17 protein-coding genes and 1 pseudogene are annotated in these 16372 nt (G+C 58.6%); 9 read left to right on the plus strand and 9 right to left on the minus strand.

Annotated features, from left to right (window positions below):
* Nucleotides 1-30: 30 nt before the first annotated feature.
* The 7 genes and pseudogenes from RNZ50_24800 to RNZ50_24830 all read right to left on the minus strand — a co-directional run bounded on the left by RNZ50_24800 (nt 31) and on the right by RNZ50_24830 (nt 3806).
* On the minus strand, nt 31-684 hold the full coding sequence (locus RNZ50_24800) for a hypothetical protein (protein MDT8858187.1): 654 nt from the start codon (nt 682-684) through the stop codon (nt 31-33).
* A complete protein-coding gene (locus tag RNZ50_24805) occupies nt 681-1427 on the minus strand; it encodes a DNA methyltransferase (GenBank protein MDT8858188.1) in 747 nt (248 codons plus the stop codon). The genes RNZ50_24800 and RNZ50_24805 overlap by 4 nt, the downstream gene beginning before the upstream one ends.
* A gap of 52 nt (nt 1428-1479) precedes the next feature.
* A pseudogene (locus RNZ50_24810) lies at nt 1480-1938 on the minus strand (DNA cytosine methyltransferase).
* A 5-nt stretch (nt 1939-1943) separates the two neighbouring features.
* A complete protein-coding gene (locus tag RNZ50_24815; GenBank protein ID MDT8858189.1) occupies nt 1944-2912 on the minus strand; it encodes a helix-turn-helix domain-containing protein in 969 nt (322 codons plus the stop codon).
* Nucleotides 2909-3304 (minus strand): VRR-NUC domain-containing protein, encoded by a 396-nt coding sequence (locus RNZ50_24820; GenBank protein ID MDT8858190.1) that lies wholly within the window; start codon nt 3302-3304, stop codon nt 2909-2911. The genes RNZ50_24815 and RNZ50_24820 overlap by 4 nt, the downstream gene beginning before the upstream one ends.
* Nucleotides 3301-3564 carry a hypothetical protein gene (locus RNZ50_24825; protein ID MDT8858191.1) on the minus strand — a complete coding sequence of 88 codons (264 nt, stop codon included), beginning with the start codon at nt 3562-3564 and terminating at the stop codon, nt 3301-3303. The genes RNZ50_24820 and RNZ50_24825 overlap by 4 nt, the downstream gene beginning before the upstream one ends.
* Nucleotides 3561-3806, minus strand: coding sequence for a transcriptional regulator (locus RNZ50_24830; GenBank protein MDT8858192.1), 246 nt, complete (start codon nt 3804-3806; stop codon nt 3561-3563). The genes RNZ50_24825 and RNZ50_24830 overlap by 4 nt, the downstream gene beginning before the upstream one ends.
* A 566-nt stretch (nt 3807-4372) precedes the next feature.
* Here RNZ50_24830 and RNZ50_24835 point away from each other — a divergent pair.
* Nucleotides 4373-5641, plus strand: a complete 1269-nt coding sequence (locus RNZ50_24835) for a site-specific integrase (GenBank protein ID MDT8858193.1) — start codon at nt 4373-4375, stop codon at nt 5639-5641.
* Nucleotides 5642-5668: 27 nt separating this feature from the next.
* On the opposite strand, the gene RNZ50_24840 is transcribed toward RNZ50_24835, so the two are convergent.
* Nucleotides 5669-6259 carry a hypothetical protein gene (locus RNZ50_24840; GenBank protein ID MDT8858194.1) on the minus strand — a complete coding sequence of 197 codons (591 nt, stop codon included), beginning with the start codon at nt 6257-6259 and terminating at the stop codon, nt 5669-5671.
* A 579-nt stretch (nt 6260-6838) separates the two neighbouring features.
* Between RNZ50_24840 and RNZ50_24845 the strand changes: the two genes are divergently transcribed.
* The 8 genes from RNZ50_24845 to RNZ50_24880 all read left to right on the plus strand — a co-directional run bounded on the left by RNZ50_24845 (nt 6839) and on the right by RNZ50_24880 (nt 16023).
* Nucleotides 6839-7744, plus strand: coding sequence for a hypothetical protein (locus RNZ50_24845; GenBank protein ID MDT8858195.1), 906 nt, complete (start codon nt 6839-6841; stop codon nt 7742-7744).
* On the plus strand, nt 7738-7980 hold the full coding sequence (locus RNZ50_24850; GenBank protein ID MDT8858196.1) for a hypothetical protein: 243 nt from the start codon (nt 7738-7740) through the stop codon (nt 7978-7980). Before RNZ50_24845 ends, RNZ50_24850 begins: the two co-directional genes overlap by 7 nt.
* The gene (locus RNZ50_24855) at nt 7977-9704 is read left to right on the plus strand and encodes a DUF2326 domain-containing protein (protein ID MDT8858197.1); all 1728 of its coding nucleotides are present in this window, start codon (nt 7977-7979) and stop codon (nt 9702-9704) included. Before RNZ50_24850 ends, RNZ50_24855 begins: the two co-directional genes overlap by 4 nt.
* Before the next feature lie 267 nt (nt 9705-9971).
* Complete coding sequence (locus tag RNZ50_24860; protein ID MDT8858198.1) at nt 9972-11063, plus strand: IS630 family transposase; 1092 nt, start codon at nt 9972-9974, stop codon at nt 11061-11063.
* A gap of 707 nt (nt 11064-11770) precedes the next feature.
* Nucleotides 11771-13309, plus strand: a complete 1539-nt coding sequence (gene istA, locus RNZ50_24865; protein ID MDT8858199.1) for an IS21 family transposase — start codon at nt 11771-11773, stop codon at nt 13307-13309.
* A gap of 12 nt (nt 13310-13321) precedes the next feature.
* On the plus strand, nt 13322-14083 hold the full coding sequence (gene istB, locus RNZ50_24870) for an IS21-like element helper ATPase IstB (protein MDT8858200.1): 762 nt from the start codon (nt 13322-13324) through the stop codon (nt 14081-14083).
* 54 nt (nt 14084-14137) lie between these two features.
* The gene (locus RNZ50_24875; protein ID MDT8858201.1) at nt 14138-15250 is read left to right on the plus strand and encodes a hypothetical protein; all 1113 of its coding nucleotides are present in this window, start codon (nt 14138-14140) and stop codon (nt 15248-15250) included.
* An 8-nt stretch (nt 15251-15258) separates the two neighbouring features.
* Nucleotides 15259-16023, plus strand: coding sequence for a hypothetical protein (locus tag RNZ50_24880; GenBank protein MDT8858202.1), 765 nt, complete (start codon nt 15259-15261; stop codon nt 16021-16023).
* A gap of 3 nt (nt 16024-16026) precedes the next feature.
* Here the strand turns inward: RNZ50_24880 and RNZ50_24885 are convergent, their stop codons facing one another.
* Nucleotides 16027-16371: a DUF2190 family protein gene (locus RNZ50_24885; protein ID MDT8858203.1), complete on the minus strand. Its 345-nt coding sequence runs from the start codon at nt 16369-16371 to the stop codon at nt 16027-16029.
* Between the last annotated feature and the right edge of the window lies 1 nt (nt 16372).

A 16372-nucleotide genomic window follows, 5' to 3' on the forward strand; every position in this document is an offset into this window, starting at 1 on the left:
TCTGGTTTCTTCGGCGATCATCGCAGTGGTTCAAGCCCACGGCCTTACTTTCGGCATCGCCGCCGTCACTTTTACCTCACGCAGCATCCGGCCTGCCTGCAGCCCATCCCGGACCCACTCCAGCGCCAGCCACCAATCCTCATAGCCGCGCCGGGCGGAGGCGATCTGCTCCGGATGCGGCCGCCAGGTTACCGGGCAGGCCAGCACCTCGACCGTGCGCCACTTACCCCGTGTCAGTACCCGTTCGGTGCCAACGACAATGGTTGTTGCGCGCTCGCCATGCTGATTTTGCTTGGTCTCTATCGGCACGCAGCGCGGCACGACGCCGGGCATCCAATCGGGCGTAATCCCCGCGCGCGCCAATTCGGCCACGCTGATTGCCATGCGGATGCCGCCGAGACTGTCTGGCATCCCTGCCACGGTGGCAGCGATCACCTCGGCGTCGGCATGGGTGTAGCTGCCCATCTTGTGCTGGCCACCGTCCACTTTGCAGCCCAGCGCTGCGCGTTGCAGCAGGATATATTCGAGGCCAAACCCATAGCCTTCCTCGATTGCATCCTTTGGTGGGGGCAGTTCGAGTTGCGCCTGTTCGGTGCGAAACGCCCATTCCAACGCTGCTTGCATGCCCAGCGCGCGTTTCATCGGAGCGCCGCCAGCGCGCCCAATCCGTCCCTGCATGCTCATGGCAGCATTCCTTCAAAGAGGCTCATTTGCGCTGGGCTCTCCGGCCCATTGTTCGGTCGCCAAATCCACGGGCCCGAGGCCATGCGCAGCCGCGAGAGAGCGCCACGCATGTGCTGCTGCCAGAGGGTGAACTCCGTTGCCGAGCAGGCGCAGAGCGCGTGCCCGATGGGCCAGCCCATCAGCCATCCGACGAAGAGCGGGTTCAGCCTTCGCCTTGACCGTCCTTTCAGGATCCGCCGACAAGCGACGCGCCCATGCGAGGCAATCATCAAAGCCCAGAGCGGGCGCGAGATCGGGGCGTGATGTGAGGATTGCCGCCCATTTGGCGTGATCGCCGGGTCCGGGTGGGTGAAGCCCTGTTCTGCCCGGTAGTGCAATATGTCCATCCGGGATTTGCCATCCGCCCGCGTCACGCTGGCCGGGCTGCTGCCCTTCCAGTTCTGCGCCGCCGGGGTCGGCCACTGGATCGCCTGCGCACTCAGCTTGGGTTCGCCCCGGCTGTTGATCTTGCCGCGCAGCCGGTCGACCTGATCGTCCGCCACCGGCGTTTGCCATTGGGCCGCCTGTGCTGGCAGGGGCGGCCTCCCGCCCGAGCCATAGCTCTGCCCCGGCCCACCCTTCGCACCATCTGTCGCCTTGGGTGTCGACCATTTGCTGATGCCCAGCGCCAGTGCTTCCGCCTTGCGGGTAAAGTCGCTGTTGCCCGCCGGGTTGTAGCGATCCGTGCCGGGATGCAGGCTCATCGGTGTGGGCCAGGATGAAGATGCGCAGCCGCTGGTGCGGCGCGCCGACTTCTGCCGCGCTGAACAGACCCGCCGCAGGCGTGTAGCCCATGCTCCAAAGCTCTCGCAGGACGGCTTCGAGGCCGAGGGTGACATGCCCGGCGACGTTTTCGAGGAATACCCATTCGGGGCCGCACTCGGTGATGACGCGGGCGACCTCGGGCCAGAGGTGCCGGGGATCATCGGCACCGCCGCGCTTTCCGGCGGCGCTGAAGGGCTGGCAGGGATATCCGGCCAGAACCGTGTCGAAGGCACCGCGGAAGGGGCGAGCATCGAAACAGCGCAGGTCGTCCCAGATCGGCGCTGGGGCGAAGTACCCCGCACGCTGGGCCGCGATGAGCACAGTTCGGGGATATTCCTCCCATTCGACAAAGGCGCGGGTGTGGAAGCCGGGTTCGGCGAGCATGAGGCCCAGATCAAGGCCTCCGCCGCCCGCGCAGAGGGACAATCCGTGCCGGGGACGTGACACCATGCCATTCACCCCACCCCTCGCGTCTTGAGGCGTTCGGGCGTGACGAGGCCGCGCACTAACATCAGATCGCGGATGCTATTGTTGATCGAGCTGACCGGCAGAAAGCCATCGGCGTTGACCAGCTTGGCATAAAACGCCGCCTTCTCGTCGTCGCTGATCCGGGGAGGGTCTTCGCGCTTGCGTCGCCGTTTGGCCTTTTGGCCCTTTGCGGTCGCGATGGCCGTTTGCGCATCGCGCTGGGCTGCGCGCTCCATGAACCGGTCGAGCGCTTTCGGCCCATCGGGCGGATTGGGGTGATCGGCCCGGGTCTCGGTGGCTGTCTCGATGATCCGCTTCTGTGACAAGCCGAGGTCATCGATCCAGCGGCGAACATGCGTTTTGGCTGGCCAGCCTTGCCACCAAGCGGGCAGGGTGGCGTTGGCGGCAAAGCCCAGCGCCGAGAGCAACTCTGCGAAGAACCGATCAAAATCGGCCTCGCGCGCTTGCGCGTCCTCCTCCTCCTTTACAGGTTTACTTAAGGGTTCTCTTACAAGGTTAGTCTCCGGATTCCGGAGATGGCTTTGGGCAAAATCCGGAGATGGCTTTGCCGAAAATCCGGAGATGGCCCTATCTCCGGAATCCGGAGTTGGGTCTGCGTGTTGTTCTTCCTCTGTTCCGCAAAAGCCGTGTCCGGTTTCCGGAGTTGGCTCTTGTGGAAACCCGTCTTCAAACCCCAGGATGTAGCGTGTGGCCTGGCGCTTGTGGGTGCGCGGATCATGGACCCGGACCCGGTGGATCAGACGCAGCTCTTCCAGCTTGGCGAGGTGGTCGTTCAGCGCCGAGATCGACATTTCGGCATCGTCGGCCAGCCGCGCCTGCGTCGGAAAACACCCGAAATCCGGGTTGTGCCGGTCGCACAGAAACCACAGCACGATTTTGGTGGCAGGCTTCAGCCCGCGTTGCTGGATGGCCCAGACGGTCGCCTTGTGGCTCATGGCCGGACCCTCCGCGCCGGGATGTGCACACGACTGGTGAAGCCATTGTCAGCGAGTGCGCTAAGCGCATCGTCGACGGACCGCACCAGTGCCCAGCCGAAGCCCTGCGCGCAGACCGTGTCGCGAAACACCTCCTGCGATTTGCGCAACCGCCCCGTCTCGCTTTTGACCTCAAGGAACAGCACGCGGCCGCCGCAAATCACGATCAGATCCGCAAAGCCCGCATGGACGCCCATTCCGACAAGGATCGACTGGCGTTTGGCACCGCGTGGCCCAGCCTCGGTTACCTCGTTGACGCAGTGCTGCACGATGGCATCGCGGGGCAGGGCGAAGCGCAGAGCCTGTACGATGGCGCGCTGGGCATCGGCTTCAGGTGTGCTGCGCCGGTTCATGCGACACCGCCTTTCGGAAAGGCAGCGGCGGCGACGGCATGCAGGGGGCGTCGGTCCAGCAGGCGCAGCAGGTCGAGGGCATCGGCACATTCACCGGCATCGCCGGTTTGACCGACGACCACACGGGCCGCCAGGATGACCAGCGATTCCGGATGCTGGGTGGTATCGGCCAGGACGCCGCGCGCCTCAGTGAGACGGTCGTGCATCCAGTCGCCGGTGGTTGGCGCGGCGAGAAGCGGGTGGGACAGGGGCGCGGTCATCGACGGCCACCTGTGCGCCGAGGGCTGGGTACTTCTTGCAATTGCAACCAGTCGTGCACGCCATCGCGGCGGTAATAGACCTTGCGACCCGCGCGTACGCAGGGTGGGCCAAAGCGCAGAGCTTCCCAGCGCCGCAGCGTGTCGACCGTCACGCCCAACTCAAGCGCAAGGTCCAGGCGGCTGATCCAGCCGCCCAAAAGCCCCGCGGCGGGTGATCGCCGGGGTGTTTCCGTCGTCATCATGTTCTGTTTCCCCTTCATCGCCCGGATCGGGCTGATTTCTGGGACCATGGTGCGCAGGCGGTCAGGGGTGGCGGGAAGGCGCGGGGTGGCACTGGAAATGCCCTTTGCGTGCCACCCCTTGTTTCATTGAGATTTTTGGAGTTTTGGCTTGGGTGAGGACAGCATTGCCAGAGTGGTTGGCAGGTTCAGTTGCGACCGCCTCGGCATAAGTTGGGCGTGTTGTGCCCGCTTCGCCTGCATTGGCCGACATTCGGCAGCATTCGCAGGCTTTCCGGGGGTGGCAGGGTGGCAATGCCACGCTGAAACCGCGCCACCCCCTGATTTCATTGGCGATTTACAGAAACCAAACAGAAAATTGGCTGCACGACCTCCGATGGCGCCCTGATCGGCGTTCCGTCGCACTGCCAGCGCTCGGCGATTTTTGCATATGGCTCAATAAAACAAGGGGTGGCGCGGATACGGCACATCAACGCCACCCTCTGCCTCCCCGCCACCCCGATCGGCATGCTTCACTTGATAGAGCCGCGAATCTACGCCTGTGTCGCAGGCCAAAGGGGAGATCATCCATGCTTAAACGTCTGCGATTGAACGATAAGTGCGTAAGGGAATGCGAGCCGGAGGTGGCGCGCGACTACCAGGTGTTCGACACGGAAGTGCGGGGCTTTTCCATCCGGATTCTGCGCTCCGGCAGCCGGTCCTTCTCGTTGGATTACCGTTTTGCCGGGCGACAGCGCCGCATGGCCATCGGGCGCTGGCCCGAATGGACGGTGACGGCCGCTCGCGAGCGCGCAAAGGAGCTGCGGCGCGAGATCGACGAAGGGCGCGACCCCTTGGGCGAACGGAGCGAGTTGCGCGAAGCCCCGAGGTTCAGCGACATGATTGACCGCTATCTCGCCGAGCATGTGCCCCATCTGGCTAAGACCAACGCGTCCGATCAGAAATCAATGCTGACGAAGTTGGTTGCCCCGCATTGGGGAACAAAACTGGTGATGGATATAACGCCGCATGATGTGGCGAAACTGCTGAACATCATCGCGAAGGGCAGGGCGCGCCCGTCAAAGGAAAAGCCGAACAACCGCGCGCGTAAGCTGCAGGGCGCAAAGCCCACGCCGATCCGGGCCAACCGCGTGGGCGAGGTGCTGCGCAAGATGTTCACCCTTGCCATCGGCTGGGGTTGGCGCACGGACAACCCGGCATCGGCCTTCAAGAAGCGGATCGAGAACGAACGCGAAAGATTTCTATCGCAAGAGGAAATTGGCAAACTGGCCGAGGTGCTGGATGCTGCCACCGATCAGCGCGCAGCCGGGATCATCCGTCTTTGCATGCTGACTGGCAGTCGGGTGGGCGAGGTGCGGCAGGCGCGGTTTGAACAGTTCAATCTGGAATTGGGCAGCTGGTCAAAACCTGCCGCCACCACCAAGCAGCGAAAGATCCACCGCATTCCGATCTCGGCCGAGGTTGCGGCCATCGTGCGCCAGCGCCAGCTGCTGGTGCCGAAGGGCAACCCATGGCTGTTCCCCGGCGATGTGCCCGGCCAGCCGGTCAAGGAAATCCGCCGCTTCTGGATCAACGTCCAGAAGGACGCCAAACTGCCCGAAGTTCGCATTCATGATCTGCGCCACACATTTGCATCCCTGCTGGTCAGCGGTGGCGCGTCGCTCGAGATGATCGGCAAGCTGCTGGGCCATTCGCAGATGCAAACAACCCAGCGCTATGCCCACTTGATGGACTCGCCCCTGCGCGCGGGCGTCGATGCTGTGGCCAGCGCGTTCCGGCCACGACCCGTGCTGGTACATGATGCCGGTGCTGAACCAGTGGCGCGCAAAACCGCATGACGACGCTGGCCCAGCGCACGCGATCAATCAGTCAGCTTCCTTCCGCAAGGCGCGCCAAATCGGAGTGATGCGCCTTCGGATGCTGCGGCTGTCAGGGATTTTGGTGCCGTCTGACTGATTGGCGAACCAGTCCTGCATTTCCGCAATCAGCTCGGCCTGCGTTTCGGGCAGGCCGCGCTCATGGATGCGCTGAACCAGGAAGACGATCATACCCTCCCAGTCGTAGGGGGTTCCATTGGTGGTGGGACGGCGGATCATGTCGTGATCGTCTTCAAACCCAAAGACGTCCTCGGCCAAGATCAGCATGTCGGCCACCGCGACCGCGATCCCACCAGCCGGTTCAGTGATAATCAGCCAATCCGCACCACCATCGGGCATAATCCGACGCACGATCCCTTCGACCGGGCCAGTGCCGCACCGTCGAAACAGCGGTTGCAAGTCCATAGCCGAGAGGGTGACCCGGCCCGCGAAGACGGCGTCGCCGCAGCGCACGAGTCCGATCCCGGTCATGATCTTGAGTTTGCCGATGGCCGCCCAGCCAGCGATGTCGGCAATAGAACAACCCCAGCGAGCCGAGGCTTCGTGAAGAGTAAAGAATACGCGTTGTGGTAGTGCCATGATGAATCCGCCCTCAAAAGGGCCAGAGGAGTGAACGTGCCTGTATCGCCTGCTGGCCGTGTTTCTTGTGTGCAAAACAGGAAAAATCGGCATGAAAGGTCAGGACGCAAAAGCGCCTTCTTCGACCTGGAATGCCGGATGATACGTCCTGTTATGCTTTTTAGTTGAGGACTGCTCTCCCCATGCGTGCAAGCTGCACTGGGTCACGATTCGGAGCAAGAGGGGGCCGATAAGGAAGTTGTGGATAACGCCAGAAAGAGAACAAAGGATGAATATGAGGTTCGAGTGAGGGACGATTTTCCGCGTGGCAAGGTAGCGCGCGGAAAGCACGGAATGGGTGCGATCGTGCCGTTCGCGGCACGCTGTGCGAACGGCAGCTATGTGCAGATAGCTCACTTGGCAGAGACGGGATGACGCGTCTAGCTCCTAGATATGGAGTTCGACTCCCTCAGGCACACTAGGTCACTGAAAACGGATGTTGCCGAGCCTATGTATCTGCATCATAACTATCAGACGTTGCCAAGAGATTGCCCTTGCGAAAAATGTGGGAATCCAACGAAGCGGGGGCACAACTTTAGCATGAAAAAGACCGACTTCGACATTCATTTCGAGAACGCTTTTGCTACCATGAACCAGTCCAAGTTCGAGGGCTGGTTCGCCTCTATGGCTTGTCGAGTCTTCGGAACTGACTTTGAATTGATTAAAGCAGGTGGGTCGGATGGAGACAAGAAGAGCGATGGACGGCGCATTTCGACAGAAACCGTTTTCCAGTGTTACGCACCTGAGTCACCAGCGACATTTGCTTCTAAAGCAAAGGCTAAAATTGCAGACAGCTTTCCAGAAGTTGTTGAATACTGGCCAAACCTTAAGGACTGGGTATTCATCCATAACAACATAGATGGCATTCCAACAAGTGTAAGCGATAAACTGGAAGAACTAAGAGAGCAGTATCCTGTGCTCAAGCTGGTGACCGCTACGCGTAATTTCTTGAAAGATGAATTACACGACAAACTTACTTTGCAGCAATTGATAGATGTCTATCCATCGGCAAGCCTAAATTTCAACGCCGTGCACATGGAGCATATCCGGCCTTTGTTGAAGGGTATAATTGAGGCTCGCACAGTTCATCCTGATCCAAACAACTTTGGTGATATTCCAGACGAGCTTAAGCTTGACTTCAATAGGCTCAGCCCAGACTCAAAACATGATATCCGGCGTGCCCGACCACACCTTGATGTAGTTGATCGTTTCCTTGTAGGTATGAGTAATCCTCAAAACGCCTCTGTTATCCAGGCTGAAATGCGCGCCAAGTACCTTGAGTTGAAGGACCTTGGATATGATCCTGATGATATCTTGGGAAAACTGCTCACCTTTTGCGGTGGCGGCGATAACGCCACCGTGACAGCCGCGGCCTATGTGATTGTGGCCTATTACCTTGATGCTTGCGACGTTTTCGAGAACGCTCTAGGTGTAACGTTATGCTAATGCCTACAAAACACATAAAGACGGAGAATGCGCTGATAGGTGTTGGTGCGGAACTTCTTGCGCTTTTGGACATGAGCAAAACTGCCTCGCGTTTGTTCCATGACCTACAAGAAGAACGACGCAGAAATGAAATTACAACGATTCATTTTGATTGGTTTTTACTCGCTGTGGATTTTCTCTTTACTATCGGTGCAATCCGTTTTGAATCCGGTCTGATAAAGAAGATGAACCAATGATTATCGAACTGACAAGTAATCTTGGAACATTTAAGACTCTTAAATTTAAAAGTGGATTAAATATTCTTGTTGCAGAGCGTCATGAAACTTCGGGCGCTAAAGAGACACGCAACGGAACTGGTAAGACAAGCTTTGTCGAACTCGTGCATTATCTTCTGTCAGACAAACGCAACGCTGATGATGACTTTCATAAACCGGAAATCATCGGCTCAGATTTTTGCGGTAAATTCTCAGACAATGGATCACACTTTTTAGTTTGCAAGAAGAGCAGTGCAAATACCGATGTACTAAAGAAAGACGGCAAAGAAATCACGCCAAAGAATCTGCGTAAAGAGTTAGGTTTACGATGGTTTGACTTAAGCGATGAAGATTCCGCGCCGACTTACGGACCGAAATTTGGTGCACTGATTGCATACTTTGTGCGAAAAGAGAGAAATGGTGGATTTGCTAGTCCTATAATGAACAGCACATCGCAACAGGGATGGGATAGTCAAGTTAGTCTGTCTTATCTTCTTGGATTTGACTGGCGGCTTCCGCAAAAGTTGCAGGTCAAGAAAGATGAGAAGAAAGACGCCGATACTTTGGCGAAGATGATTAGGAGTGGATATCTGACTGACGGTGCGCTGGACGTTAATAAGATGCAGTCACGTCTGGACTTGCTCGACACTGAGGTTGACGCGAAGCGCAAGGAAGTCACTTCCACGTCTGTATTAGATGGCTATCGTCGGCATGAAGTAATTGCGAATGACCTTACAGGTCGAATTCGTGATTTGAATGAGGCGAACCTTGAAGACCTTGACCTTGTTGAAAGTATCGATCTTGCGCTGAGGGAGGTCGAAGACGCGTCAGTTGCTGATCTCAAAAGTATGTATGAGCAAGTGGGAATTTTCTTTTCGGATCAGGTGAAGAAAAGGTTCGAACAAGTCGAGACGTTTCATAAGCAGGTAGCAAGGAATCGGGAGGCACACCTCAAGCGGGAAAGAAAGAACGCAGCAGAACGTCTTGCAAGCCGTAAGAAGGAAATAAATGAACTTCAAATCGGCCTTAGTGATAAACTAGCTTTGCTGCGCTCTGGCATGGCGATTGAACGTCTGACATTTTTGCAATCTGATTTAAACCGACTGGAAGCAGAACAGACGGACCTACGCCAACAGCTTCCACGTTTTAGAAATGTTGAGGAAGACCGCAAAAGGTTGGGGCGCGAAATAAACGATCTTGTTGACTTGATTGGTCAGGATGTTCTCGAGCGTGAGGGACCACGAAAGGCAGCGGTGCAGATATTTGCTGAGACTTCGCAGTTTCTTTATGATGAACCCGGCCAACTTATTGTCGGAAAGTCAAGCGGTGTTGCTGGGTTATCCATTGAAACAGATATTGTTGGAAAGAAGAGCGGCGGTAAAAACCATATGCAAGTCTTCTGCTTTGACTGGTTGCTGGTCGAAGCCGCTATAAAGAATGATCGGTTTCCTGGTTTTTTAATACATGACAGTCATATTTTTGATGGTGTAGATGGAAGGCAGATTGGGTTAGCTTTGAGTCTCGCAAAGGCTAAATGTGAAAAGCTTGGCATACAATACGTGGTGGCCATGAATTCGGATGATCTACAGAAGATTAAGAGCGAAGAAGAAGTGAGCGGCGAGGCTATTTTCGATCCCACCGACTTTATAATGGAGACGCGACTGTCGGATGAGCCGAACGGTGGTCTATTTGGCATCAAGTTCTGACCATCCAATTCATGTAAACTGACATTTTTTTGTTTGGGCCGTCGGGTAATGGCTTCTAGGTCACGTCGCATGCTCCTGCCAAGATGCTTTCCGTTGACTCATTGATGGAGATTTTCGACACATATTTTTTCCCTACCTTGATCGGAGACCGACCCGCGAAATGGCGATGGCGGCGTCGCAATTTTGCAATGAGCCGACATCGACGTTCTAGTGTTCCCCATCTGACGTAAGATTCCCATTTGAGTTGGCATGTGTCATTGTCGGGGCATGAGACGCGATGACATTTGCCTTTACTTGGCCCCGAATGACCGTGCGCAGCTTCAAGCTCTGCTCACCGACCGCAACACCTCGCGCAAGCTTGTCTGGCGGGCCCAGATCGTGCTGGCGACGGCAGACGGCTGCGGCACGAACGCGATCATGCGACGCGCGAACACTTCAAAGCCCACCGTTTGGCGCTGGCAGGCGCGTTACCTTGATGAAGGTATGGACGGCCTCAGGCGCGACAAGACCCGCCCCTCGCGCGTCCCGCCGCTGCCACGGGAAACGCGCCTCAAGGTGATTGTAAAAACGGTGCAGGAGACCCCGCCCAACGCCACCCACTGGAGCCGCTCGGCCATGGCCGAGGCCGTGGGCATTTCGCCGTCGAGCGTTGGGCGTATATGGGCCGAGGCAGGGCTGAAGCCGCATCTGACGCGCGGCTTCAAGGTCTCGAACGACCCGATGTTCGAGGAGAAAGTCACCGATATCGTAGGGCTTTACCTCGATCCGCCGGAGCGGGCCGTTGTGCTGTGCGTTGACGAAAAGTCGCAAATTCAGGCGCTTGACAGGACCCAGCCGGGACTGCCGCTCAAGAAGGGCCGCGCGGCTACGATGACCCATGATTACAAGCGCCACGGCACGACAACGCTGTTCGCGGCGCTCGATGTGAAGTCGGGCATGGTTATCGGCGAATGCCTGCCGCGCCACCGTGCGAAGGAGTTCCTGCGCTTTTTGCGCCGCATTGACCGTGCCGTCCTCAAGCCGCGCGACGTGCATCTCGTGCTCGACAACTACGCCACGCACAAGACGCCCGAGGTCAAAGCCTGGTTGGAAAAACATCCGCGCTTCAAGCTGCATTTCACGCCAACCAGCGCGTCATGGCTGAACCTTGTCGAACGCTTCTTTGCCGAGATCACGTCAAAGCGCATCCGTCGGGGCAGCTATACCAGCGTCGACGATCTGGAGACCGCCATCTATGACTATCTGGCCAAGCACAACACCAAGCCGAAGCCCTTCACCTGGACCAAAACGGCTGAGGATATCCTCGCTCGGGAACGACGCGCGCTGGACAAGCTCGATGAAATCAGAGGAAACAGGTAGCAAGCGTCAGACTCAGAACACTAGGTTGAGAGGCGTTCACGGTTCACATGATCATAGTTCTTTGGGCAGCTGCTCCACGCATGTCAACGCCATGTCAACCCGCATACGCCATTTTAGCGCCGTCGGTAACGGTGAATGCGGGTTAATGTCGGGCGTTGTCGGATTGGTAAATGCGCGAAATCAAAGGCTTAGCCGATAAGTCACTGAAATCACTAAGCTATTGGAATCGCTAGAGCTTTGGCTCATAACCTGAAGGTCGTAGGTTCAAATCCTACTCCCGCAACCAAAAAATATAGCAATATATCAAAAGCTTAGGCCGATGCAGGGCGCCCAATGGGCGCCCTTCTTGCGTTGCAACACAGAACAACACGTTTCTTTGCGATTCCAAATGCTTACAGCCGTTCCCGTTTCTTCCGTGCAACACACATGCGACATGGGAACCGAGGATGTTCGCGCGATGTTCCGTGTGTGAAACCTGTTGCTTGCTAGGCATCCTGTCTGACAGAGTGGCCTAGACGTCCCATAGGTTGTGTCCTTCATGCCCATTTACGAATTTGCTGCGTGTTTCGCTTGATGGTGGGCATCGATTTCACGGGATCATGGGCAGTCATTTCGCGTGAAGCTGGGCACTGATTTCGCGGGATCGCGGGCAGGTCTGGTCGGCAAATTGAGGATAGTTGCGCCTTCAGGAATGAAGGGGTGGCTTGATGCCGACAGGACGATTGAACATGCGCCGGATACGAGATGTTTTGCGATTGAAGCTTGGGCAAGGCCTGAGCGAGCGGTCCATTGCCGCTTCCCTCGGTCTGAGCAAGGGGAGCGTCGGAAGCTACACCCAACGGGCGCGTCATGCCGGGCTCACGTGGCCCTTGCCGGAGGGGATCGATGACGACAGCCTTGAACTTCTTTTGTTTCCAGCCCCGCCCACGGTGCCGGACGCGGAGCGGCTTGTGCCCGACTGGGCGGAGATTGACCGCGAGTTGCGCCGCCCTGGGGTGACGCGGATGCTGCTCTGGGAAGAATACCGTGCCGCGCACCCCGGGGGTTTTGCCTATACTTGGTTTTGCACGCATTACGAGGCTTGGAAGGGTCGGGTGCGCCCGACGATGCGCCAGACACATGTGGGCGGCGAGAAGGTGTTCGTTGACTTTGCCGGCGACACCATCGACGTGATCGACCCCACGACCGGCGAAGCGCGGGCCATGAAGCTGTTCGTGGCGGCAATGGGGGCATCGAATCACACCTATGCCGAGGCGGTGGCATCGGAGGGGTTGGAAGATTGGATCCTCGCGCATATCCGGATGTTCGCCTTTCTGGGCGGCGTGCCAAAGGCGGTGGTTCCGGACAATCTGAAGTCCGCCGTGATCAAGGCAGACCGGTTTGATCCGGGGCTGAACCGGACCTATGCCGAGATGGCGGCGCATTATGGCACCGCCGTTCTGCCCGCCCGGCCGCGCAAACCCCGGGACAAGGCGAAGGTGGAAGTGGCTGTCCAAGTGGCACAACGCTGGATTCTGGCGCGGCTGCGGAACCACCGGTTCTTCTCATTGGCCGAGTTGAACGTGGCGATCCGGCGGCTGCTGGACGAGTTGAACATGCGCGTGATGCGCGGCTATGGCGCCAGCCGCGCCGATCTGTTTGCCACTTTGGATCGGCCCAATCTTCAGCCCCTACCGCCCGAACCTTATGTCTTCGCCCGCTGGAAGCGCGCCCGCGTGGCACCCGACTATCACGTTGAGGTCGACAGCTCATGGTATTCCGTGCCCTTCGCGCTGATCAAACAAGAGGTCGATGTTCGCACAAGCGGCCAGACGGTCGAGATATTCCATCGTGGTCAGAGGGTTGCGAGCCACGTGCGCACCCCGGGGCGGCGCAGCCATGTCACCGTGGCCGACCATATGCCATCGGCCCATCGTCGCTTTGCCGAATGGACCCCGGCCAGAATGCTGGCGCAGGCAACCAAGACCGGCCCCGCCGTCGCCGCCTTTTGCGAGATGGTGATGGCTGACCGCCCCCATCCTGAACAGGGGTTCCGCACCTGCCTGGGTGTGCTGGCCTTGGTCAAAACCTATGGGCCGGAGCGCGTTGATGCGGCCTGCCAGCGGGGTGTGACCATCCGGGCCCGCACCGTCACCTCCATTCGTTCGATCCTCAAGACCGGCCTCGATCGCGCCTTCCTGGAAGGCTCCGAAGAGGTCGCCCCCCTCCAGCACGCCAACATTCGTGGCGGCAGCTATTACCATTGAGAAAGGACTAAAATGCTGACCCATCCCACCCACGACCGACTGTTGGCGCTCGGCCTGACCGGCATTGCATCGGCGCTCGAAGAACAACGCAGGTCAACCGCCTTCGACGCCCTCTCGTTCGAAGAGCGTCTCGGCCTGCTGGTCGACCGCGAGGCTGCAGAGCGCGACACCAAGAAACTGGCCTCCCGGCTCAAGTTTGCGGCTCTGCGCCAAGATGCCAGCGTCGAGGATCTGGACCTGCGCAGCCCACGTGGTCTTGACCGCAGTGTCATGGCGCATCTTGCCGATGGCGGCTGGATCGCCCGGCACGAGAACCTGCTGATAACCGGGCCGACCGGTTTGGGCAAAAGCTGGATCGCCTGCGCCCTTGGCCACAAGGCGTGCCGGGATGGGCGGCCCGTCCTCTATCAACGTGCGCCGCGCATGTTCGAGGCCCTTGCTCTGGCCCGTGGCGATGGCCGCCATGAACGCATCCTCAAAACCATCGCCCGCATGGATGTGCTGATCATTGACGATTGGGGCCTCGCCGTCCTCACCGCCCCGGAGCGCCGTGACCTGCTGGAAATCCTCGAAGACCGCCACGGCCGCGCTTCCACCATCGTCACAAGCCAACTCCCCGTTGACCAGTGGCACGAAGCCATCGGCGACCCAACGCTCGCAGATGCCATCCTCGACCGCCTCGTTCACAACGCACACCGCCTCACCCTCTCAGGTGAAAGCCTGCGCAGGCGCTCCGCCGTCACAAAAAAGCTTGACCAAATCGTTCAAGCCTGACTCCATGAAAGCGTCGGCCAGCCTGCCCACGATCCCGTGAAATGACTGCCCAGAATGGCGCGAAACGCGTGCCCACGATCGCGCGAAATCAGCGCCCATTCTCCGCGAAATCCGCAATTTGCGCCGGATCGTATCCAGCCCCTTAGCAAAACTACCTTCAGCGCCATGCAATTGCATGAGCGGCGTGATCTGCAGCGCTTGCTACGCGAAAATATCGGCGTCATTGCGCCCGACACTTTGGTGATTGCCGAAGAATACGGTGAATGGGACGAGTCACGCCGTCGCATCGATCTGCTCGGGATCGACCGCGATGCCAACCTGATAGTCATCGAACTGAAGCGCACCGAAGATGGTGGGCATATGGAACTGCAGGCCATCCGCTATGCGGCCATGGTCTCGACCATGACCTTCGATCAGGCGGTCGACGGGTTTGACCGTTACCTGCGCCAGATCGGCCGTGATGATGCTGATGCCCGGGCCGAACTTTTGGCCTTCCTGGGATGGGACGAACCTGACCACGACCAGTTTGCGCAAGAGGTGAAGATTGTTCTCGCCTCGGCCGAGTTCTCGTTGGAACTGACAACCGCCGTCCTCTGGCTTAACCAGCGCGATCTGGATATCCGCTGTGTGCGCCTGCAACCCTATAACCTATCGGGCCGGGTACTGGTCGATGTCCAGCAGATCATCCCACCGCCCGAGGCCGCCGAATACCAGGTTCGCGTGCGCGAGAAGGTGCGCAAGGAGCGTGAGGCGCGGACCAGCGGTGCCGACTATACCAAGTATGACCTGCGGCTCGGGCAGCAGGACTTCCCCCGAGAATCCAAGCGGTGGGCCATCTTGCGGACGTTCCGATACCTAGTGGAAAGCGGCATCGCCCCCGAAACCGTGGCTGAACATTGCGGGCCTCGAGCGGGCCGGGCCCTCCGGTCGGTTGATGGTGAAGTCGGGCATGCTGACTTCGTTCGATTGGCCACAGCGTCCCGCGCCGAGTTGGGCAAACGCTTCGATCCTATCCGGTGGTTCTGCGGTGACGATGAATTGCTACTCGTCGGCGGGCGCACCTATGCCTTCTCCAGCCAATGGGGTGGGACCGACTGGCTGGAAGCCATGACCAATCTGCGCGACGCCTTCCCGGATCAGGGGATCGTGTTCGTGCCCTCCGAATAGAGGCATTCATGCAGTTCCAATGGCAGGTTGAACAGAATGACGTCGCTCGTGTGAAGGCGTTTGTCGCTTCCCATGCCGACAACCCCTTTGTCGGGGTGCGGGTTGAGAGAAACCTCGCCGGAGCAAAGCCAGCAATTGATCGCTCCGAGTTCTGGAAGCAGATGGTCGGCATGCGGATGACATCTGTTCAGCGGTCGGGTCCGAATAGTGCCGTTGCTCGGTTCTTGCGCAGGGCGCCGTTCCCCCTCTTGTACAATCAGGTTGCCAGCAAACCTGAAGCGACCGACAGGCGTGATCTGATCGCGTCGACCCTCCGCGCACATGGCGGCATCCGCTTTCCAGATAGGATAGCCGAAGACTTGTCCAAGAATTTCAACAAGTTGAATGTAGATCAAGGTTGGGATACTGCGCTAGCGAAGGTGAATGTTCTCTTGTCGCCTGCGGAAGCAGGAGCAGAACGAGAGGTGGCCAGGTTTCTCCAGAACCTGCTGCACGGCTTTGGTCCCAAGCAGTCGAGAAACCTGCTTCAATCCTTGGGATTGACCCGATACGAAATCCCTATCGATAGCCGCATAACAAGGTGGCTGAACGACTTTGGCTTCCCCGTAACTTTGACCGCGACCGCGCTGGCAGATGCGGGATACTATGAGTTCGCCCTCGATGGCATCCAAGCACTTTGTTTCGCCAGCGACGTCTTTCCCTGCGTCCTCGACGCTGCGATTTTCGCATCTTTTGACGGCGATGCGTGGACGCAGGAGAACACCATCTACTGAACGTTACGCTGCCACCGTCCCCACGCCATCCAGCCGCACGACGACACTGGTGATGCCGTTCCCGGCAGCCTCCGTCGCGATGCCTACCGGGAAGCGCCCGGTGCCCGGCACGTTGATGTTTTTTGCCGTATTGTCCCAAGCGACCCGCGCGCCGACCGTCAGCACGGCGGCGGTGGCCTTCGGCAGCTGATAGACGCCCGTCGCTGCCAGTTCGAGCGGATCGCCCACGGCGGCCGCATAGGCGGCGATTCCGAAAATGTTGCCGACGATCATCCCCTCGCCAGAGGCGATGCCGCCTGCGGGAGCGGGCACGGTGATGAGGTCGCCGTTCTGGATGTAGGTCTTCATG

It is taken from the genome of Paracoccaceae bacterium Fryx2 (genome assembly GCA_032334235.1).
Taxonomy (GTDB): domain Bacteria; phylum Pseudomonadota; class Alphaproteobacteria; order Rhodobacterales; family Rhodobacteraceae; genus JAVSGI01.